Origin of the sequence: Flavobacterium sp. (assembly GCF_043760115.1) — a bacterium.
Lineage (GTDB): Bacteria > Bacteroidota > Bacteroidia > Flavobacteriales > Flavobacteriaceae > Flavobacterium.
This window is the reverse complement of sequence record NZ_JAYUPK010000141.1, coordinates 59576-81148: the sequence shown is the minus strand read 5'-3', so window position 1 is coordinate 81148 and position 21573 is coordinate 59576. Positions and strand designations below refer to the sequence as shown.

Annotated in this window: 13 protein-coding genes and 1 pseudogene; 11 read left to right on the top strand and 3 right to left on the bottom strand. The window is 29.4% G+C overall.

All coding sequences use genetic code 11. The annotated features are described in order from the left end of the window. The first annotated feature begins 1 nt into the window (after position 1). The 8 genes from ACH2BC_RS12280 (at position 2) to ACH2BC_RS12245 (ending at position 10446) form a co-directional block, all read left to right on the top strand. On the top strand, positions 2–2446 hold the full coding sequence (locus tag ACH2BC_RS12280; protein WP_395054295.1) for a bifunctional UDP-N-acetylmuramoyl-tripeptide:D-alanyl-D-alanine ligase/alanine racemase: 2445 nt from the start codon (positions 2–4) through the stop codon (positions 2444–2446). A 49-nt stretch (positions 2447–2495) separates the two neighbouring features. Then, entirely contained in the window at positions 2496–5117 is a 2622-nt protein-coding gene (locus ACH2BC_RS12275; RefSeq protein WP_395054294.1) for a T9SS type A sorting domain-containing protein, read from the top strand. Positions 5118–5151: 34 nt separating this feature from the next. Next, a complete protein-coding gene (locus ACH2BC_RS12270; RefSeq protein ID WP_395054309.1) occupies positions 5152–5268 on the top strand; it encodes an alanine racemase C-terminal domain-containing protein in 117 nt (38 codons plus the stop codon). 81 nt (positions 5269–5349) lie between these two features. Continuing rightward, positions 5350–5763, top strand: a complete 414-nt coding sequence (mscL, locus tag ACH2BC_RS12265) for a large conductance mechanosensitive channel protein MscL (RefSeq protein WP_395054293.1) — start codon at positions 5350–5352, stop codon at positions 5761–5763. 216 nt (positions 5764–5979) lie between these two features. Beyond that, positions 5980–6969, top strand: a complete 990-nt coding sequence (locus ACH2BC_RS12260; RefSeq protein WP_395054292.1) for an aspartate-semialdehyde dehydrogenase — start codon at positions 5980–5982, stop codon at positions 6967–6969. A 58-nt stretch (positions 6970–7027) separates the two neighbouring features. Beyond that, entirely contained in the window at positions 7028–7381 is a 354-nt protein-coding gene (locus tag ACH2BC_RS12255; protein WP_395054291.1) for a hypothetical protein, read from the top strand. Positions 7382–7444: 63 nt separating this feature from the next. Then, positions 7445–9826, top strand: coding sequence for a TonB-dependent receptor domain-containing protein (locus ACH2BC_RS12250; protein WP_395054290.1), 2382 nt, complete (start codon positions 7445–7447; stop codon positions 9824–9826). 50 nt (positions 9827–9876) lie between these two features. Then, on the top strand, positions 9877–10446 hold the full coding sequence (locus ACH2BC_RS12245) for a type 1 periplasmic binding fold superfamily protein (RefSeq protein WP_395054289.1): 570 nt from the start codon (positions 9877–9879) through the stop codon (positions 10444–10446). A gap of 72 nt (positions 10447–10518) precedes the next feature. On the opposite strand, the gene ACH2BC_RS12240 is transcribed toward ACH2BC_RS12245, so the two are convergent. From ACH2BC_RS12240 to ACH2BC_RS12230, 3 genes and pseudogenes are all read right to left on the bottom strand, one after another. Continuing rightward, positions 10519–11319 (bottom strand): TIGR00266 family protein, encoded by an 801-nt coding sequence (locus ACH2BC_RS12240; protein ID WP_395054288.1) that lies wholly within the window; start codon positions 11317–11319, stop codon positions 10519–10521. A 56-nt stretch (positions 11320–11375) separates the two neighbouring features. Then, positions 11376–12104, bottom strand: coding sequence for a monofunctional biosynthetic peptidoglycan transglycosylase (gene mtgA / locus ACH2BC_RS12235; protein ID WP_395054287.1), 729 nt, complete (start codon positions 12102–12104; stop codon positions 11376–11378). Further along, positions 12105–13216 (bottom strand): annotated as a pseudogene (locus tag ACH2BC_RS12230) (NAD(P)/FAD-dependent oxidoreductase). It abuts the gene before it with no gap. Between the two features lie 219 nt (positions 13217–13435). Here ACH2BC_RS12230 and ACH2BC_RS12225 point away from each other — a divergent pair. The 3 genes from ACH2BC_RS12225 (at position 13436) to ACH2BC_RS12215 (ending at position 21492) form a co-directional block, all read left to right on the top strand. Next, complete coding sequence (locus ACH2BC_RS12225; RefSeq protein ID WP_395054286.1) at positions 13436–16639, top strand: reprolysin-like metallopeptidase; 3204 nt, start codon at positions 13436–13438, stop codon at positions 16637–16639. Between the two features lie 334 nt (positions 16640–16973). Then, entirely contained in the window at positions 16974–18887 is a 1914-nt protein-coding gene (locus ACH2BC_RS12220) for a S9 family peptidase (RefSeq protein WP_395054285.1), read from the top strand. 172 nt (positions 18888–19059) lie between these two features. Beyond that, complete coding sequence (locus tag ACH2BC_RS12215; protein WP_395054284.1) at positions 19060–21492, top strand: hybrid sensor histidine kinase/response regulator; 2433 nt, start codon at positions 19060–19062, stop codon at positions 21490–21492. Positions 21493–21573: the final 81 nt, after the last annotated feature.

Sequence of the window (21573 nt, the reverse complement as noted above, 5' to 3'; positions counted from 1 at the left end):
TGTGACACTTTCAATACGCAACATAATTCCAATAATAAAAGCCGAATTCATTGGTAAAAACGACGTTGCCATAATTGACACAATTTCAATTGACAGTAGATCATTGCAAAATACGGATGGAACTTTGTTTTTTGCGCTTGTTGGACCTAATCATGATGGACACAAATACATTTTAGAACTAATAAAAAAAGGTATTTCTCATTTTGTTGTTAATCATATTCCTAAAAATCTTGAAAATAAAGCCAATTTTCTATTAGTAGAAAATACATTATTCGCACTTCAAAAAATCGCATCTTATCATAGAAGTAATTTTGATTTTCCAATTATTGGAATTACTGGAAGTAATGGAAAAACTATTGTAAAAGAATGGTTAAATTTTTTATTAAGTCCAGATTATAATATTATTAGAAGTCCTAAAAGTTATAACTCTCAAGTTGGCGTTCCGCTTTCTGTGTTGGGAATTAATGAAAAGCACAATCTTGGAATTTTTGAAGCTGGAATTTCTACAATTGACGAAATGGAACATCTTCAAAAGATTATTCAACCTACAATTGGAATTTTATCTAATATTGGAACTGCTCACGACGAAGGATTTAACGATGTTGGTGAAAAAATAAAAGAAAAGCTCAAACTTTTTTCAAATGTTGAAGTCTTAATTCTGAATAAAAATAAAACGATTGAAGTTTTTTTAAACTCAAAAATTAAAACATTTACTTGGAGCTCAAACGATAAAAAAGCAGATGTTTTTATTATTGCAAACGAAAAAGCAGAGAAAACACAACTCAAAATTACATATAAAGAACTTTGTTTTTCAATTACAATTCCGTTTCAAGATCAAGCATCAGTAGAAAATGCTATTCAATGTTTAATGGTTTTACTTTATTTTAAATACAATCAAACTAGTATTCAAGAACGAATGCAATTGCTTTTTCCTGTAGAAATGCGTTTAAAAGTTAAAAACGGAAGCAACAACACAACACTTATTGACGATAGTTATAGTTCTGATTTTCAGTCGTTAAAAATTGCTTTAGACTTTCTTGAACATCAAAAACAATATAAAAAGAAAACAATAATACTGTCGGATATTTTTCAAAGCGGATTACTAAATGAAGAATTGTATTCTAAAGTTTCTCAATTAATAGTTTCAAATAAAATAAATAGAGTAATTGCTATTGGCGAAACAATTTCTAGTTTTAAAAATAAATTTCCAAATTGTATAGCATTTCTTTCTACCGAAAAATTTCTTGAAAATATAGAAAGTATTTCTTTTGAAAATGAAACCATACTTATAAAAGGAGCACGTCATTTTCATTTTGAAGAAATTGTTGCTTCACTAGAGGAGAAAACTCACGAAACCGTTTTAGAAATTAACCTCAACGCAATAAGTCATAATTTAAATTTTTATAAATCTAAATTAAATTCATCAACCAAAATGATGGTTATGGTAAAAGCATTTGGTTATGGAAATGGTGGATTTGAAATTGCAAAATTACTAGAACATCACAATGTAGATTATCTTGGTGTAGCTTTTGCAGATGAAGGAATTTCTCTAAAAAATGCTGGAATTTCATTGCCAATTATGGTTTTAAATCCAGAAACTACTAGTTTTTCTGCTATTATTCAGTATCAATTAGAACCAGAAATATATTCTATAAAAGGACTAAATGCTTTTTTAAAAATTGCCGAATCTAAAAATTTAAAACATTTTCCAATTCATATAAAATTAGATACAGGAATGCACCGATTGGGATTTCAAGAAAATGATTTACCAGAATTGATAACTAAATTAAAAGAAAATAAATCAGTTGAAGTAAAAAGTATTTTATCTCATTTAGCAACTAGCGACGATTTGAATCATCAAGAATTTACTCTTTCTCAAATTAATTTGTTTGAAAAATTATCTTTAAATTTAATTTCTGAATTAAAAATAAATCCAATTTGTCATATTTTAAATACTTCCGGAATTTCTAATTTTCCTCAAGCTGAATATGATATGGTTCGTTTGGGAATAGGACTTTACGGAATATCTAACGATGAGGAAGAACAAAAGTTTCTAGAAAATGTAGGCACTTTAAAATCTATAATTTCTCAAATTAGAACCATTAATAAAGGTGAAAGCGTAGGTTATGGCAGACGATTTATTGCTATTAAACAAACTAAAATTGCAACAATACCAATAGGTTACGCTGACGGAATTTCTAGACAATTAGGAAATGAAGTTGGATATATTTTTATAAAAAATAAAAAAGCACCAATTATTGGCAGTATTTGTATGGATATGTTGATGGTTGATGTTTCTGAAATTGATTGCAAAGAAGGAAATGAAGTAATTATTTTTGGGAAAAATCCTACCGTTAACGAAATTTCAAAATTGATAAATACTATTCCGTATGAAGTTTTAACTAGCATTTCTCAACGAGTGAAACGTGTTTTTTATAGAGAGTGATTTTTTTTAAAATTTTTATTTATCTTTGATTTTTAAACACTTACATATTATGAAAAAATTATTACTTTTTTTATTGTTTACTACTATTGTTAAGGCACAAATTATTAATTTTCCAGATGCGAATTTCAAGGCTGCTTTGTTACAACAAGGCCTAATTGACCAAAATTTTAATGGTGAAATAGAATATAATGAAGCAGCAGCTACTAGTTCTATTTACTTAAATAGTTTTTCTATTAATAATGTTGAAGGTATTCAATATTTTTATAACCTTCAATACTTGACTATAATAGGTTCAAATTTACAATTTTTAGATCTATCAAATTTACAAAATTTAACATCAATTTACCTAAATGGAAATTTTTATCTTGGAAGTATCAATGTAACTGGATTAAACAATCTTCAAACATTAACATTCTCAAGTTGTGGTATACAGTCTTTTCTTCACAGTAATCTAAACAATTTAACTTATTTAAATTGTAATAGTTGTAATTTAGTTTCATTAGATACATCTGGAATGAATAATTTAACATATTTAAACTGTGGCAATAATTATTTGAATTCCGTAGATGTGAGTAATTTGTTAAATCTTCAATTTTTAGATTGTAGTAATGAGCATAATACAAATTTTAATGTTCTAAATTTAACAGGATTAAATTATTTAACACACTTAAATTTATCGAATAACCCAATTACTGTTTTAGATTTATCTAATTTGTCTAATCTTACATTTTTAGATTATTCAAATACTTTAATTCCTCCTATAAATCTTTCAAGTTTAACTCAGTTAACATATTTTGGATGTGAGGGTAATCATCTTACAAATATGGATTTTTCTCCACTAGTAAATTTAACAACACTAAATTGTTCTCATAATCAGTTAGCTAGTTTAAATATAAATGCACTTACATTACTGGATCGTTTAGAATGTAATAATAATTATTTAATCTCATTAAATATTTCTAATCAATCACTTTTAAACTATTTAGATTGTACTGGAAATCAATTAACCACATTAGATTTATCAAATAACGTTACTCTAAGCATTGCTAGATTTAGCTATAATTTATTTACAAATCTTGATTTTTCTCATAATCCATTAATGCAGGTTTGTAATTTACAGTATAACCCAAATTTAACTTTTTTAAATATTAAAAATGGGAATAATTCAACTGTTTTTTTTAATATAGCTATTGATAATTGCCCCAATTTAATTTCTATTTGTACCGATGATGATCATATAGATTATGTACAACAAAAAATAGATCAAAGCGGTTATACCAACACTTGCCACGTAAATAGCTATTGTAACTTTACTCATGGAGGAACGTATTATACTATTAATGGCAATATTAAATTAGATAGTAATAACAACGGATGTGATATAAATGATTTAGTTTATCCTAATTTGAAATTTAATATTACTGATGGAACCATTTCTGGCAATATGATTTCAAATACTTCTGGAAATTATTCCATTCCAGTTTCTGCAGGAGCGCATACTATTACACCTCAATTTGAAAACCCAACTTATTTTAATTCTTCTCCAACAAATACAACGGTAACATTTCCTGCAAACGCAAGTCCAGCTATTCGAAATTTTTGTATAACTCCTAATGGTGTTCATCACGATATAGAAGTAGTTGTAATTCCTACAACATTTGCTCGTCCAGGTTTTGATGCTACTTATAAAATAAAATACAAAAACAAAGGCAATCAAACCGAAAATGCAACTATTAATTTCAATTATAACGATGCCATTTTAGATTATGTTTCTTCAAATGTAGTACCAACAACCCAAGCAACAGGAACTCTTTCTTGGAATGTTGGTACAAATGCGCCTTTTCAAAGTGGAGAAATTTTGGTTACATTAAATGTAAATTCTCCTATAGAAACTCCTGCAGTAAATGGCGGCGATATTTTAAGTTATACAGCAACAGCCAATGGTTTAAATACCGATGAAACTACAGAGGATAATACTTTTACATTACCTCAAGTAGTGGTAAACTCTTTCGATCCAAATGATAAAACGTGTTTAGAAGGCGCAACAATTAACCCAAGTAATATTGGCAAATATGTGCATTATAAAATTCGTTTTGAAAATACAGGAACATTTGCGGCGCAAAATATTGTGGTAAAAGATATGATTGATACCGCAAAATTTGATTTGACATCACTACAAATGACTGATGCATCGCATAGTTGTGTAACCAGAATTACCAATCCAAACAAAGTAGAATTTATTTTTGAAAACATTAATCTTCCTTTTGACGATAACAACAATGATGGTTATGTGGTTTTCAAAATTAAAACAAAACCCACTTTAGTTGTTGGAAATACAATTAGTAATTCAGCAAATATTTATTTTGATTACAATTTTCCTATCATCACAAATACTGCGACATCTACGTTTCAAACGTTGCAAAATGAAACTTTTGTATTTGATAACTATTTAACAATGTATCCTAATCCTGTTAAAGAGGAAATTAATCTAAAAACAAAACAAGATACAGAAATTTACAGTATAACGATTTTCAATATTTTAGGACAACAAGTCCAAACTTTTATTAAACCTTCAATAATAATTGATGTTTCTACATTAAAAACTGGAAATTACATTGTAAAAGTTGTTACGGATAAAGGTGTTTCAAGCAGTAAATTTGTAAAAGAATAATTATTGTATTAATGAAATGGATTGAAATAAATCTATTATTTTTAGGAAAAATCTTACTGTAATTGAAATTTCAAAATTGATAAATACTATTCCTTATGAAGTCTTAACTAGTATATCTCAAAGAGTTAAGCGAATTTTTTACAGAGAGTAGTAGTAATTCTACATATTATTTGCTAATTTGTTAAAATTTTAACTAATTTTGTTATCCTAACCAATTTTAAAAATAGATATTATGGGATTTTTTGCAGATTTTAAAGCGTCTTTAATGAAAGGCGATGTTTTAAGTTTAGCTACAGCGGTTGTTATCGGTGGAGCTTTTGGTAAAATAGTTGGATCAGCTGTTGATGATGTTATCATGCCAATAGTAGGTTTATTAACTGGTGGAATAGATTTCACTAAAAAATTCATCACTTTAGATGGAAATACTTATGCTGATTTAGCTGCGGCTAAAACTGCTGGTGCTGCTGTAATAACTTATGGTAATTTAGTTCAAGCAATTATCAATTTTGTTATTATTTCATTGTTTATTTTTGTAATTTTAAGAGCTGCTGAAAAAGCTAAGAAAAAAGAAGAAGTTGTTGCTGCTCCAGCTGGACCTTCTCAAGAAGAATTGCTTACTCAAATTAGAGATTTATTGAAAAAATAATACCGCTACATTTTATATTCTAATTTAAACCGCTTCTTAATTGAGGCGGTTTTTCTTTTTTGTCATTCTGACGAAGGAAGAGTGGCATCAAATTTATTGTCTTTTAATTTTAAAAAATAGTGCCCTTTAAAAATATATTTTATTTAAATAATTATCTAAAACCAATTTTCTAATTACTTTTGTACATCTTAAAATTAATCTAATAAAAATAAATATATGAAAGTTGCTGTTGTTGGTGCAACCGGAATGGTTGGCGAAGTAATGCTTCAAATTTTAGCAGAAAGAAATTTTCCTGTAACAGAATTAATTCCAGTAGCATCAGAGAAATCTGTTGGTAAAGAAATTGAATTTAAAGGAGCAAAATATAAAGTAGTTTCTATGCAAACTGCCGTAGATATGAAAGCTGACATTGCTTTGTTTTCTGCTGGTGGAGAAACGTCTTTAGAATGGGCACCAAAATTTGCAGCAGCAGGAACAACAGTTATAGATAATTCTTCTGCTTGGCGAATGGATCATTCAAAGAAATTAGTAGTTCCAGAAATTAATGGTTCTATTTTAACCAAAGAAGATAAAATTATTCCTAATGCTAATTGTTCAACAATTCAATTGGTTATGGTTTTAGCACCATTACATAAAAAATATAAAATAAAAAGAGTTATTGTTTCTACTTATCAATCTATAACTGGAACTGGCGTAAAAGGCGTACAACAACTTGAAAATGAGTATGCTGGAATTCAAGGAGAAATGGCTTACAACTATCCTATACATAGAAATGCTATTCCGCAATGCGATAGCTTTGAAGAAAATGGTTATACCAAAGAAGAAATGAAACTGGTTCGCGAAACGCAAAAAATTCTAGACGATAAAACCATTGCTGTAACTGCAACTGCTGTTCGAGTTCCAATTGTTGGTGGACACAGTGAAGCCGTAAATGTAGAATTTGAAAACGATTATAATATTAGTGAACTAAGAGAAATTTTAAGTAAAACTCCTGGCGTAGTTGTTCAAGATAATATTGATACTTTTACTTATCCTATGCCTTTGTATGCACAAGGAAAAGACGCAGTTTTTGTAGGCAGAATTCGAAGAGATGAAAGTCGTCCAAACGCATTAAATATGTGGATTGTTGCTGATAATTTAAGAAAAGGCGCAGCTACTAATACTATTCAAATTGCTGAATATTTAGTGGAGCATAATTTGGTTTAAATCTTAAAGTTTGTTAAAATTAAATGGAATTTTTTTTTGTTAGTTACTTTTGTATACGATGAATAAAAAATCTGTTAAAATAAGTCTGTCATTTGCTATACTTTTTTTGATTGCAATTTTAGTGCAATCAATACATTCGTATGCCCATTTTTCAGATTTAAAAACAGAAAAAAAATGTCATCATAATCATTATAAAAATGTAGCAGAAGTTAATGATTCTCATATAAAATCGCATCATTGTTTTACTTGTGAATTTACTTTTTCAAACGCTCTAAAATCTGAAGTTTTTACAATTCTTTCAGTTAAAAAAATAATTTCAGTTTTCTATAGTTTTACTCATTCTAAAGAAATTATTAGTCATTTTAAAGGCAGTCTTTTTGCCCTTAGAGCACCACCAAATTATCTAAAATAAAGCTGTATTCTTTCAATTTTTCACCTAAACAGAAAAGTTGTACTCATTTATTTTAAATAAAAAATGCAAAAAAATCTTTTTGGTATTTGTTTTTTACTTTGTATTGAAATTTGCTTTGCACAAAATTCAATTTCTGGCAAAATTTATAATACAAATAATAGTACCATTGTTGGTAGTCATGTTCATATTGGTTCTAAGTCAGTATCTAGCGATAGTGATGGAAATTATAGTATCAAAAATCTACCAATCGGATTATTGAAGGTAAATATTTCTTGTGTTGGTTATCAAACAATTGATTCTACAATTACTGTTTTAGGTAACTCAGAAATTAATTTTGTCTTAAAAGCTAAACAATATTTATTGAATGAGGTTATTGTAAAAACAAAGAAAAACACCTACAATCAATCGGTTTTAGAGCAAAAAATAAAAACTGAAACTATTGAAAAATACAGCAATCAATCACTTGGCGAAGCTTTGAAAGAGGTTACAGGAGTTTCTATTTTAAAAACAGGAAGCAATATTATGAAGCCTATAATTAATGGCTTACACAGTAGTAGAGTTCCAGTCATTACTAATAATGTAAGGTTAGAAGACCAACAATGGGGTTCTGAACATGCTCCAAATTTTGACGTAAATGCTGCTGCAAAAATTACTGTAATTAAAGGCGCATCTGGTTTACAATACAGTGGCGATGCCGTTGGTGGATTAATAATTATTGAACCAACAATGGTGAAAAAAGATACTTTGTTTGGCAAAACATTACTATCATTAGCATCAAATGGTCGTGGTGGAACAATTAGTTCAAGCTTGCATAAAGGAAATGATAAAAACTGGAGTTGGAATACTTTAGCAACATACAAATATCTTGGTGATAGAACAGCTCCAAATTATGTTTTATCTAACACTGGAAATCGTGAAATCAATTTTACAGGCGATGTAACATTTTCAGGAAAAAAATATGACGTAAGTGCTTTTTATAGTTTGTACAATGCTAATAACGGAATTTTAAGTGCTTCACATACCGGAAACGTGAACGATTTGTACAATTCAATAAACAATCAAATTCCTGCTATTGTTGAAGATTTTACATACACTATAAAAAATCCAAAACAACAAGTGCAACATCACATTGCTAAGTTCAATTACAATTATTTTTTTAACGAAACTGCCTCACTTGCTACACAATATTCTTTTCAGTTTAATAAAAGATTAGAATTTGATGTAAGAAGAGGCGATTTTAATAACAAAGCAGCTTTGGACTTGCAATTAAAAACGCATACTGTAAATGTTGATTACAAAAAAGTATACCACGATTGGAATTTAAAATCTGGAATTAGTGGATCGTATCAAAACAATTTTGCAAATCCATCCACTGGAATTCGGCCGTTGATTCCAAATTATGATAAAGTAGATGCCGGAATTTATGTAATTGCCAATCATAATTTTACAGAAAGTTTGACATTTGACACCGGAATTAGATATGATTTTTCAACTATTAATGCAACCAAATTCTATTTAAAATCAAGATGGGACGAAAGAAATTACAGTCCTGAATTTGATAATTTTATTGTTGGTGAAAACGGCAATCAATGGCTTACAAAACCCAATTTTACCTTTCATAATCTTTCTACAAGTGCTGGAATACATTATGAGTTTCAAAAAAAATGGGACTTGTATTTTAATGTAAGTTTGGCTTCTAGAAATCCAAATCCATCTGAATTTTTTAGCGATGGTTTGCATCATTCAACAGGAGTTATTGAACTTGGCGATTTAAAACTTGAAAAAGAAAAATCGTTTAAAGTTGCCACAACTCTTTTAAAGAAATGGACTGGTTTTTCTATAAGTTTTAATCCGTACATCAATAGTATCTATAATTATATGTTTTTGAAACCAGTTGGATTTGAAACCACAATAAGAGGTGCATTTCCTGTTTGGGAATACCAACAAACCAATGCTTTATTGACAGGATTTGATTTAGAGACTCAATTAAGCTTAAACAATAATTGGAATCATCAATTTTCATTGGCTTTAGTACATGGAAGAGATGTTTCTAATAAAGAATCACTAATTGATATGCCACCATTAAATAGTATCAATAAAATTCAATTTTCTAAAAAAGAATGGCATCAGTTGGTATTAGAATTAAAAAGTGAAATAGTGACAAGACAAACTCAATTTCCAAACAATAATTTTGAAACAAATATTATAGTAAATGAAACACTAACTCCAATTATTGTTGATGTAAGTTCACCACCAAAAGGATATCATTTATTGCATTTTTATTCTGAAATAAAATTTAAAACAATTAATAAAATAAATACAACAATTGCATTTTCAATTCAGAATTTATTAAACACAAATTATAGAGATTACCTAAACAGACAAAGGTTTTTTGCTGACGAGATGGGAAGAAACCTTCAATTACAATTAAAAATTAATTATTAATTATTAATAATTAATATAATCTGAAAATCAGATAACAAAAATTAAATAAAATGAAAAATTTAAAAATTTTAGCAATCGCAATTATTAGCTTAACAACATTTGTATCGTGTAACGATGATGATAATCCTGTACCAGTAAATGAGGAAGAAGTTATTACAACGGTTACAACTACATTGGTAACAGCAACAAATGCAACGATTCAAACCGTAATTTTAAAATCAAGAGATTTAGATGGCGATGGTCCAAACGCGCCAGTTGTTACCGTTTCTGGAACTTTGAAGCCAAATACTGTGTACACTGGAACAGTTTCTTTTTTAAATGAAATTGCTAATCCAGTTGAAAATATTACAGAAGAAGTTTTAGAAGAAGGTGTAAATCACCAAGTATTTTTTGAAGCGCCAAGTGCTTTAGGAACATTTGCTTACAGCGATACAGATGCTAACGGAAAACCAATTGGATTGCAATTTACATTCACAACAACTGTTGCTGCAACTGGAAATTTATTAGTAACTTTAAGACATGAATTGAATAAATCTGCTGCTGGAGTTTCTGGAGGAAGTATTACTAACGCTGGAGGAAATACTGATGCTGCGGTAACTTATGCTGTAGTAGTTCAATAAATTTGCAAGTAAATATAAAAGAGACTTTTCATTAATTTGGAAAGTCTCTTTTTATATATTTATTCCTATTTTTTAAAATCGATTATCGCCATCAAGTAATCTTCCTATTCCACCAAGAACACTACCTTCATCTTTACTTCCTCCATTTCTTGGAGCAGAGGCAATAATTCTATCTGCAAGTCTACTGAATGGCAACGACTGAATATAAACAATTCCTGGTCCACGAAGTGTAGCATAAAACATTCCTTCGCCACCAAAAATGGTATTTTTTATTCCGCCAATAAATTCAATATCGTAATCTACATCTTTTGTAAAACCAACTATACAACCAGTATCTACTTTTAATATTTCTCCTGTTTTTAATTCTCTTTTTGCTAAAGTTCCACCAGAATGTACAAATGCCATTCCGTCTCCTTCTAGTTTTTGCATTATAAAACCTTCTCCACCAAAAAGTCCGCGACCTAGTTTTTTAGAAAATTCAATTCCAACAGAAACACCTTTTGCAGCACATAAAAAAGCATCTTTTTGACAAATAAATTTTCCTCCAAATTGATTCAAATCTATTGGTAAAATTTTTCCTGGATATGGTGATGCAAAAGACACTTTACTTTTAGTAGTATTTTGATTCAAATAAGCAGTCATAAATAAACTTTCACCAGTTAAAACTCGTTTTCCTGCAGAAAGTAGTTTATCAAAAATTCCTGTTTGTTGTGTAGATGAACCGTCTCCAAATATAGTTTCCATTTTAATTCCGTTGTCCATCATCATAAAACTTCCTGCTTCTGCAACGACAATTTCTTGCGGATCAAGTTCTATTTCTACATATTGCATTTCTTCTCCAAAAATCTGATAATCTATTTCGTGAGCTTTCATAATTTTAATTTTTTAAGTTTAATAATTAGTAGAAAAATAGATTAAAATGTTACGATTTAATATTCCAATTTCCCAACATAACGCATCAATCTTGATATTTTAGATTTTCTCCTTTCAATATATGATGTAGAATTTATTGCTTTAAATTTTCTAGGATTTGGAAGTATTGCAGCAATTCCTGCTGCTTGAACTGGTGTTAAAGATTGTGCCGATTTCTTGTACCAATGTTGTGCCGCAGCTTCTGCACCATAAACTCCATTTCCCATTTCTATAGAATTTAGATACACTTCCATAATGCGTTCTTTTCCCCAAACTAATTCTATTAAAAATGTAAAATAAGCTTCCAAACCTTTTCTAAGATAACTTCTTCCTTGCCAAAGAAAAACATTTTTGGCAGTTTGTTGCGATATTGTGCTTCCACCTTTTAATTTTTTTCCGCGATTGTTGTTTTTAAATGCTTTTTGCATTGCTTTAAAATCGAAACCATTGTGAGTCAAAAACGTTCCATCCTCGCTTGCAATTACAGCTTTTTGAAGATTTATTGAAATGTTTTCTATTGGTTCCCAATCGTGAGAAAGCACCATTTCTTTTCCTTCTAATTTATTTTCAATTGCTCTTGTAACCATCAAAGGTGTAATTGGAACTGGAACCCATTTAAAAATAAAAACTAATACAATTGAAAATCCCAAAAACCATAAAAATGATTTCCATAAAAATCTAAAAACTCTTTTTAAAAAACTATCTGATTGTTTTTTGGTTGGTTGATTTGTTTTTCTTATTGCCATTTACACTAATTCTGCTAATTCTTTTCCTATTAAACTTCCTATTGCAACTCCATTCCACCAAGACGAACGCCACAATAAACATTGTCTGATAATTGAGAAACTATTGGGTTTTTACTATTTCCCATTCCCATAATTCCACTCCAACGATGCGCAATTTTAAAATCTTGATTTGGCAAAATTACTTCTTTTAAAAGTTCTTCCAATTTATTTTGAATAATTTCTGTTTCTCCAAATTGCGTTGTGTTTTCTGTTTCAAAATCTAAGTTTCTTCCTCCACCAAGTAGAATTCTGTTTTCAAAATTTCTAAAATAATAATATCCTTTGTCTAGATGAAACGTTCCTTTAATATCTAAATTTTCAATAGGTTTTGTAATTAAAACTTGAGCTCTTGCTGGTTTTACTTCGTTATTGGTAATTCCAGAAGCAAATCCATTGGTGGCAAAAAGTAGTCTATTTGTTTTAAACGAAAAATCATTAATTGCAACCTCAACTTGATTTGATTTATCTAGAAAGGATGTTACTTCTATTTGATTTAAAATTAAAATATCTTGGGAAATTGCTTTTTTTAATAAATTTTGCATCATCATTCCTGTATCTATTTGAGCTTCAAAAGGATTAAAAATGGTATATTCTTTTATGTTTTTAAATGCAAATCTGTCTATTTCTTTTGCAAATACATCGACTTTAAAAATTGGTTTTAAAATTTCATTTATTAAAGGTAATTTCTGCAAACATTCATTATAAGTTACATCATCCTGTTTTAAAAACAATTCATATCCACCATAAGGTTTAAAATCTATTGCTTCATCACCAAGATTTTTTCTTAACAATTGCAAACCATTCCAACGTTTTTGAATTAATTGAATTACTTCTTCTTCGCTGTGTGAATTTAAATCATCTATAATTTCTGATAAACTTCCAAAACAAGCAAAGCCAGCATTTTTTGTACTTGCACCTTGCGGTAGCATTCCTTTTTCTAAAATTAATATTTTACTTTTTGGAAAACGTTCACGAAGTTCTAATGCACAATGTAAGCCAACAATTCCGCTACCTACGATTGTGTAATCTACATTTGAAAACCAATTTTTAATTTCCCAATAACTCAGATTCATAGTATAATAAATTTTTATAAAATTAAGGTTTTTTCTAAATTAATTTATCAAATAAATCTAAGAATAATAATACTGTAAGAAATTTAATTAATATCTAAACTTCTTTCATTAGATAACAATGCATTTCATCGATTTGTTAATATCTTTTTGAATTTTATGAAATATTGCCAATAAACTTAATAATTTTGGAATTCTATTTTAACTATTTAAACCAAAATTATGAAGTACAAATTACTTTCTGTTGCGTTATTAGTAATAACGAGTTTTTCTTTTGCGCAACAAAAAGATTCTTTTTGGAAATCATCTACTAAAAGTAACGTAACTGTTCTTGAAAGCAGAATGCAACTTCCAACAAAAAATCTTTTAGAACTAGATTTAGAAGCTTTAAAATCTTCCTTGTCAAATTCTCCTAAACGAAATTCTTTAGAAAAAAATTCTTCTGTAAGAGTTTCATTACCAAATGAAAACGGACAAATAGAACGTTTTAGTGTTTATGAAAATTCTATTATGGATCCAGCTTTGGCGGCTCAATATCCAGAAATTAAATCGTATATTGGAATTGGAATTGACAATCCAACGGCAACTGTTTATTTCAGTATTTCTCCACTTGGATTTAAATCTATGACAATTAGTGCAGATAAATCGGCGGTTTTTATTGAGCCATTTTCTCAAAATTTAACTACTTATTCTGTATATAAAAAATCAGACAAAATTCAATCACTTTCACATTTTGAGTGTTCAGTTGTTGAAGATGCAACCGAAGCATTAAATCCAGTTTTATTAAGACCAAATGCCGACGATAGTACTTTAAGAACTTTTCGTTTAGCAATGTCGGTTACTGGAGAATACACTGCTTACTTTGGAGGAACAAAAGCATTAGCATTAGCTGCAATTAACAATTCAATGACACGTGTAAATGGAGTTTTTGAAAAAGATTTTGGAGTTAGAATGGTATTAATTGCTAATACTGATTTGGTAATTTATACTTCTGCTTCAACTGATCCATATTCTGCTGCAGCTGCTGGTTCTGGCGGAGCTTGGAATGCCGAATTACAAAATACTTTAACCGCTGTAATTGGAGAAGCTAATTATGATGTTGGACATTTATTTGGCGCTTCTGGTGGCGGTGGAAATGCTGGTTGTATTGGTTGTGTTTGTGTTAATGGACAAAAAGGTAGTGGTTATACTTCACCTGGAGATGGAATTCCATCTGGGGATAATTTTGATATTGATTATGTAGCACATGAATTAGGTCATCAATTTGGTGCAAACCACACTTTTACAACTGGAAATGAAGGAACTGGAGCACATATGGAACCAGGTTCTGGATCTACAATTATGGGTTATGCAGGAATTACAACTTTAGATGTTCAACCACATTCTGATGCTTATTTTCATTCTTTTAGTATTCAGCAAGTGACTAATAATATTAAAACAAAAACTTGTCAAACCAATACCGCAACAGGAAATTCTATTCCTGTTGTTAATGCTGGTTTAGATTATACAGTTCCAAAAAGCACACCTTATTTATTAACAGGTGTTGCAACTGATGCAAATGGTGATGCATTGACTTATAATTGGGAACAATTTAATTCTCAAACAACAACTGCTGCGCCAAGTGCTACAAAAACAACAGGTGTAAATTTTAGATCATACAATTCATCTAGTTCACCTTCTAGAAGTTTTCCTAGATTACAATCTGTTTTAACTGGAGCAACTACAACTGCAGGAACAGAAATTACTGTAGAAGCATTGTCATCTGTTGCAAGAATATTAAATTTTAGATTAACAGTTCGTGATAATAGAGCTGGCGGTTCTGCCAACAATTCAGATGATATGATTGTTACAGTAAATGCAACTGCTGGACCATTTTCTGTAAGTGTACCAAATACTGCTATTTCTTATGTTGGTGGAAGTTCACAAACCATAACTTGGGCTGTTGCAGGTACAACTGCAAATGGGGTAAATTGTGCTAATGTTGATATTTTAATTTCTACTAATGCAGGAACTTCTTGGACAACATTATTAGCTGCAACTCCGAATGATGGAACACAAGCAGTAACAATTCCAAATACACCTGGAACTACAAACAGAATAATGGTTAGAGGAACAAATCATATTTTTTATGATATTTCTAATACTAATTTTACAATTACTGCTGGATCAACTACTGACACAATTGCTCCAATTGCTCCAACTTTAGTTGCTTCTGGAACTACGCAAACAGCTACAAGTTTATCTTGGTCTGGAGCTACAGATAATGTTGCAGTAACAGGTTACGATGTTTTTAAAGATGGTGTTTTACTTGGTTCAACAGCTTCAACGATTTATTCAGTTTCTGGATTAACAGCTTCAACAACCTATTCATTTACGGTAAAAGCTAAAGATGCTGCAGGAAATGTTTCTGTTGTAAGTAACGCAGTAAGTGTTTCAACTCTTGCTCCAGTTGCAGATACAACTGCTCCAACTGCTGCTGCATTATCAGCTTCTGGAACAACTTCTACAACAACAAATTTATCTTGGACTGGCGCTACAGATAATGTTGCTGTAACAGGATATGATGTTTATAGAGGATCAACATTATTAGGTTCAACTACAACTGCTACCACTTATGCAGTAACTGGGTTAACAGCTTCAACAGCTTACACATTTTATGTTCAAGCTAAAGATGCTGCGGGAAACATTTCAGTAGCAAGTAATATAGTAAGTGTAACAACTGCTGCGGTTGTAACACTAACGTATTGTGCTTCTCAAGGAAATAGTGTTGTCGATGAAAAAATAGGAAGAGTACAATTTGGAACTATTAATAATCCTTCAACTGGCGGAACTGGTTATACAAATTTTACAACAATTTCTACTAATGTGGCTAGAGCAACAGCTTATACTATTACAATAACTCCAGCTTGGACAAGTACAGTATATAGCGAAGGTTATGCAGTATTTATAGATTACAACCAAAACGGTGTGTTTACAGATGCTGGAGAAACAGTTTTTACAAAAGCAACATCAACTGCAACAACTGCAACAGGAACAATTACTATTCCGAGCACAGCTTTACTAGGTTCAACAAGAATGAGAGTTTCTATGAAATATAACGGAACTCCAACATCTTGCGAAGCTTTTTCTTATGGACAAGTAGAAGATTACACAGTAAATATTACTTCTGTTGCTAAAATGAACGAAAGTTCTAATAATGCAATTTCTTTCAATTTATATCCAAATCCAGTAAATGGAGACGTATTAAATATTTCTAACCTTGAAGTAGATTCAAACTATAGAATATACAATTTAATGGGACAAGAATTAGGAAAAGGTAAAATTGAAAATAAATCTGTAAACGTTGGAAGTTTATCATCTGGAACTTATTTAATTGAAGTTTCTAACCAAAATGGTGCTACTTCTAAACGATTTGTAAAACAATAAATTTTAAGCATTTTTTTAAAAGCCATACTGAAAAGTGTGGCTTTTTTTGTTAGAATTTGTCCTTATTATTTGTAGCAATTGGCTTGGGCATTTTCTATCTACCTTTTTCCTGCTGTCCATTCCAATCTGCTGTTGCGATTTTCGCTTCGCGAAAACCGCAACAGCAGGATTTCCATTCCCATCTGGGCTAAGCGATTTTTCGTTTTTTCTAAAATCTTTTTTCAAAATAAATTCTATAATTAAAATTTCAAAAATCAGTTCAAATAATTTCGCTACTTTTATCCAATCAAAAAAATATTCAGAATGTAAAGATTCTGAACTAAATTCAAGATAAATGAAAAAATTACTTTTTATAATCGTTACTACAATGAGCATAACAACACAGGCACAAAATGTTTTAACACCAGAAACACTTTGGAAATTAGGAAGAATAACTGTTTTAGGAATTTCTAAAGACAAGAAAAATATAGTTTACAAAGTTGCAACTCCAGTAATGGAAGAAAATAAATCTACATCTAAATATTATACCATTCCAATACTTGGTGGTAACGCAACCGAAGTAAAAGAAACCAGCGAATTACTTTTAGACAAAAACATTTCGCCAGATGGACAATACGTTTTATCTACACAAGAAGTAAAAGTTAATAAAGTTTTAGGTAAAGATTTTTATCCAGAATTAACAAAATCTGATGTTCAAATCTACACAGCTTTAGATTATCGTCATTGGGACACTTGGAACGATGGAACTGTAAACCACGTTTTTTATGGAGGAATTCCTGCGCCAAACGTTCGTCTTGCTGCGCCAATTGACATTATGAAAGAAGAACCTTATGATGCACCACAAAAACCATTTGGAGGAGACGAAGATTACATTTGGTCGCCCAACAGTAAAAGTATTATTTATGTTTGCAAAAAGAAATTTGGAACTGAATATGCTATTTCAACCAATACCGATTTATACGAATACAATCTAGAAACCAAAACCACCAAAAATTTAACCGAAAACAATTTGGGTTACGATATGAATCCTGTTTTTTCTCCAACAGGAAATTTATCTTGGTTACAAATGAAACGTGATGGTTATGAAGCAGATAAAAATGATATAATTGTTCGTTTTAAAGGAATGGATATTAATTTAACTGCAAGTTGGGATGGTTCTGTAAATAGTTTTCAATGGAGTAAAGATGGTAAAAAAGTATATTTTATTGCGCCAGTTGATGGTACAACACAATTATTTGAAGTAAATTTTCCTGGTTTAACTAAAATAGCAATAAGTGTAAAACAACTTACTAGTGGAGATTTTGATATGCACGACATTATAGATATTTCTGGCGATATTGCGATTTTAAACAGAACCGATATGAACCATGCATTAGAAGTATATTCTTATAGCTTAAAGAAAAAAACTTGCTTGCAACTTACAAAAGTAAATAACGAAGCTTACAGTAAATTAGCATTACCAAAATACGAAAGAAGATATGTAACCACAACCGATGGAAAAAAAATGTTGGTTTGGGTAATTCTTCCACCAAATTTTGATAAAACTAAAAAATATCCAACACTTTTATATTGTCAAGGTGGACCACAATCGCCATTAACTCAAAGTTATTCTTTTCGTTGGAATTTTTCATTAATGGCATCACAAGGTTATGTTGTTGTAGCACCAAATCGTCGTGGAATGTATGGTCATGGACAAGAATGGAACGAACAAATTTCTAAAGATTGGGGTGGACAAGTTATGGATGATTACCTTTCTGCAATTGATGATGTTGCCAAAGAAAGTTATGTAGACAAAACTCGTCTTGGTGCTGTTGGAGCAAGTTATGGTGGTTATTCTGTGTTTTATTTAGCAGGAATTCACAACAATCGTTTCAAGAGTTTTATTGCACACGATGGTGTTTTTAATACACAAAGTATGTTTGGCACAACCGAAGAAGTTTTCTTTAACAACTGGGATTTTGGTGGAGCATATTGGGAAAAAGAAAATAAAATTGCTCAAAAATCGTACACCACTTTCAACCCAATAAATTTTGTAGATAAATGGAATACACCAATATTAATTATACAAGGTGGAAAAGATTTTAGAGTTCCAATTGGACAAGGACAAGAAGCATTTCAAGCTGCACAATTACGCGGAATAAAAAGTAAATTTCTATACTTTCCAGAAGAAAACCATTGGGTTTTAAAACCACAAAATGCTATGGTTTGGCAAACAGAGTTTTATAAATGGTTGAAAGAAACGTTGTAATTTATCGTATCACTATTTGATAGTATCATATCGTATCATTTTTTTTAAATTATATAGTTTTCAAATTTTTAAAAAATTAATACTCGTTTAAAATGAAAATTCTAAAATATAAAGACTTTACTTTTAACAAATATTAAACCCTAAACCAATACACAATTTTTACCTTTGAAATATGAAAGGTAAACAAAGTTATATTCCATTTAAAGTAATTATTGGCTATTTATTGCTAATTGCTTTGGTGGTTGCAGCTGGTTTTATAATTTATTCAGAAAACGATGTCTTTACTTCTACCGAAGACAAAATTGAACTAGAAAAGAACAAAGTCTTAAAAATAAGCACTTTTTTTTCTAAAATGTACGAAACAGAAAGTCAGGCAAGACTGACTATTTTATCTAATTCTGAACAAGAATATCAAGAATATTTACAAAAAACCAACGCTTTAAAACTAGAAATTGATACATTAAAAAATTTATTAACTACTGATTATCAAAAGGTTTTATTGGATAGTATAAATTATTTATTCAATAAAAAAAATGAAAACATTAAGCAATTAAAAAGCATAAAAAATAAAGTTTTAGACCAAGTTAGCGTTAAAACAGCCATTAAAGACATTACTAAAATGGAAGTTTCTTTGCAAAAATTGGTTTTAAAAGATTTTGTAAAAGATCCATCATTGTTAACTTCTTATCAACGTGGTGTTTTGGTAAAATATGTAGATTATTTAAATCAAAATATTCCCAATGACAAAACAAATTCATTAGACGAAAAAGCACTAGATTCAATACTTTCCAAGTCTAAAGAAGTTTTAAAAGAGGTTAAAAATGAAACGACAAAACGAAACGAAATTTTAAATAGTGAAGAGAAAAAATTGCTCGAAAACGAAATATTAATATCCGAACAACTTCGAAAAATTATTCGTATTGTAGAAAATGAAATCAGTATTAAAACATCACAAAACAATTCTGAAAAAGAAAATTCGCTTAAAAAAACTAACAAAGTTGTAACAATTACAGCAATTATTGGATTGCTTGTCACTGTTTTTTTCTCCATATTAATTCTAAGTGATTTTTCTAAATCGCAATCGTATAGAAAACAACTTGAAATTGCAAATTTAAAAACTAAAAATTTACTTCAAAATCGTGAGCAACTAATTGCCACAGTAAGCCACGACATTAAAACTCCACTAAGCACAATTCTTGGTTACAGCGAATTATTATCCAATTCTGAACTCAATACCAAACAAATTTACTTCAACAAAAACATAAAAAACTCCTCTGATTATATCTCGCAATTAGTTCAAGATTTATTAGACTTAACTCAAATAGAAGCAGGCAAAATTACTTTAGAAAAAACAGCATTTAATTTGCCAAATTTAATTGATGAAATTGCTAAAAATGGACAATCAGTATATCAAAAAAAAGAAATTAATTTACTAATAGAAATTGACGAAACTTTAAATAAAAACATAATTTCTGATGCTTTTCGCTTAAAGCAAATTCTAACCAATATCATTGGAAATGCATATAAATTTACAGAAAATGGAACTATAAAAATTAGTGCAAATACCAACTTACAATCTAAAATTATTGCAATAAAAATTGAAGATACAGGAATAGGAATTGAAGAATCTAAACGAGAATTAATATTTGAAGAATTCACCCAAGCCAATGAAAATATTGAAAAAAGCTATGGCGGAAGTGGTTTAGGTCTTACAATTTCAAAGAAATTAACCGAAATTCTTAGCGGAAAAATAAGTGTAAAAAGCGAAGTTAATAAAGGAAGTGTTTTTGAAATTTCTATTCCGTTAGAATTTGATAATTCCAATAAAAATGAAGCAAAAACCTCAACTAAAAATCATAAAAATTACATAGCAATTGTTGTAGATGACGATTCTAATTTATTACAATTAACATCCGAAATTTTAAAGCAAAACAACTTTACAACTCATAGTTTTACATCTGGAAAAGATGCGTTTGAATTTGCAAAAAATAATACTTTTGATATACTAATTACTGATATTCAAATGCCATTATTAGATGGATTTGAACTTTTAAAATCACTTCAAGAAAACAAACTTCTATCACAAAATCAGCCAATAATTGCACTTACAGGAAGAACTGATTTGTCTGAAAAAGAATATTTGAATTATGGATTTACGGCAATTTTAAAAAAACCTTATTCGCCCAATTACTTGATACAAATTGTAAATTCAAATTTAAATAATGAAACTTTTAAAGCTGATTTTGAAGAGAATAATTTAGAAGGAAATAATTCAAATACATCTTATTCTTTAAGTTTACTAAACTCTTTTTTTCCAAAAGACAGCTTTGCAATAAATGAAGTTTTGCTTTCTTTTATAAAAACCACTAATCAAAATTTAGAAAATTTAGAAACTGCAATTCTTGAAAATAATACACTAGAGATAAAAGAAATTGCACATAAAATGTATCCAATGTTTAAGCAAATACAAAGTAACGAAATAGCAAATTTACTAGAAGATCTAGAAAGAAATGTTAGTGTTGATAATGATTTAAAATCTAAATTTGAAACTATAAAGAAGAAAATAAAAATAGTTTTTAATAATCTGAAAAGAGAAATTCTATAAAAATGATAATTTTAATCAATATTTACATTCAATTCTATCTTTACTGTCTCACTGAGCTTGTCGAAGTGTTTGTTTCAGACT

What these genes read in the sequence shown, in the direction of transcription:
- ACH2BC_RS12250 (WP_395054290.1), top strand. Translation starts at nt 7,445, where the DNA reads ATGCAAAAAAATCTTTTTGGTATTTGTTTTTTACTTTGTATTGAAATT.
- ACH2BC_RS12220 (WP_395054285.1), top strand. Translation starts at nt 16,974, where the DNA reads ATGAAAAAATTACTTTTTATAATCGTTACTACAATGAGCATAACAACA.
- mscL (WP_395054293.1), top strand. Translation starts at nt 5,350, where the DNA reads ATGGGATTTTTTGCAGATTTTAAAGCGTCTTTAATGAAAGGCGATGTT.
- ACH2BC_RS12245 (WP_395054289.1), top strand. Translation starts at nt 9,877, where the DNA reads ATGAAAAATTTAAAAATTTTAGCAATCGCAATTATTAGCTTAACAACA.
- ACH2BC_RS12275 (WP_395054294.1), top strand. Translation starts at nt 2,496, where the DNA reads ATGAAAAAATTATTACTTTTTTTATTGTTTACTACTATTGTTAAGGCA.
- ACH2BC_RS12240 (WP_395054288.1), bottom strand. Translation starts at nt 11,319, where the DNA reads ATGAAAGCTCACGAAATAGATTATCAGATTTTTGGAGAAGAAATGCAA.
- ACH2BC_RS12255 (WP_395054291.1), top strand. Translation starts at nt 7,028, where the DNA reads ATGAATAAAAAATCTGTTAAAATAAGTCTGTCATTTGCTATACTTTTT.
- mtgA (WP_395054287.1), bottom strand. Translation starts at nt 12,104, where the DNA reads ATGGCAATAAGAAAAACAAATCAACCAACCAAAAAACAATCAGATAGT.
- ACH2BC_RS12225 (WP_395054286.1), top strand. Translation starts at nt 13,436, where the DNA reads ATGAAGTACAAATTACTTTCTGTTGCGTTATTAGTAATAACGAGTTTT.
- ACH2BC_RS12260 (WP_395054292.1), top strand. Translation starts at nt 5,980, where the DNA reads ATGAAAGTTGCTGTTGTTGGTGCAACCGGAATGGTTGGCGAAGTAATG.
- ACH2BC_RS12215 (WP_395054284.1), top strand. Translation starts at nt 19,060, where the DNA reads ATGAAAGGTAAACAAAGTTATATTCCATTTAAAGTAATTATTGGCTAT.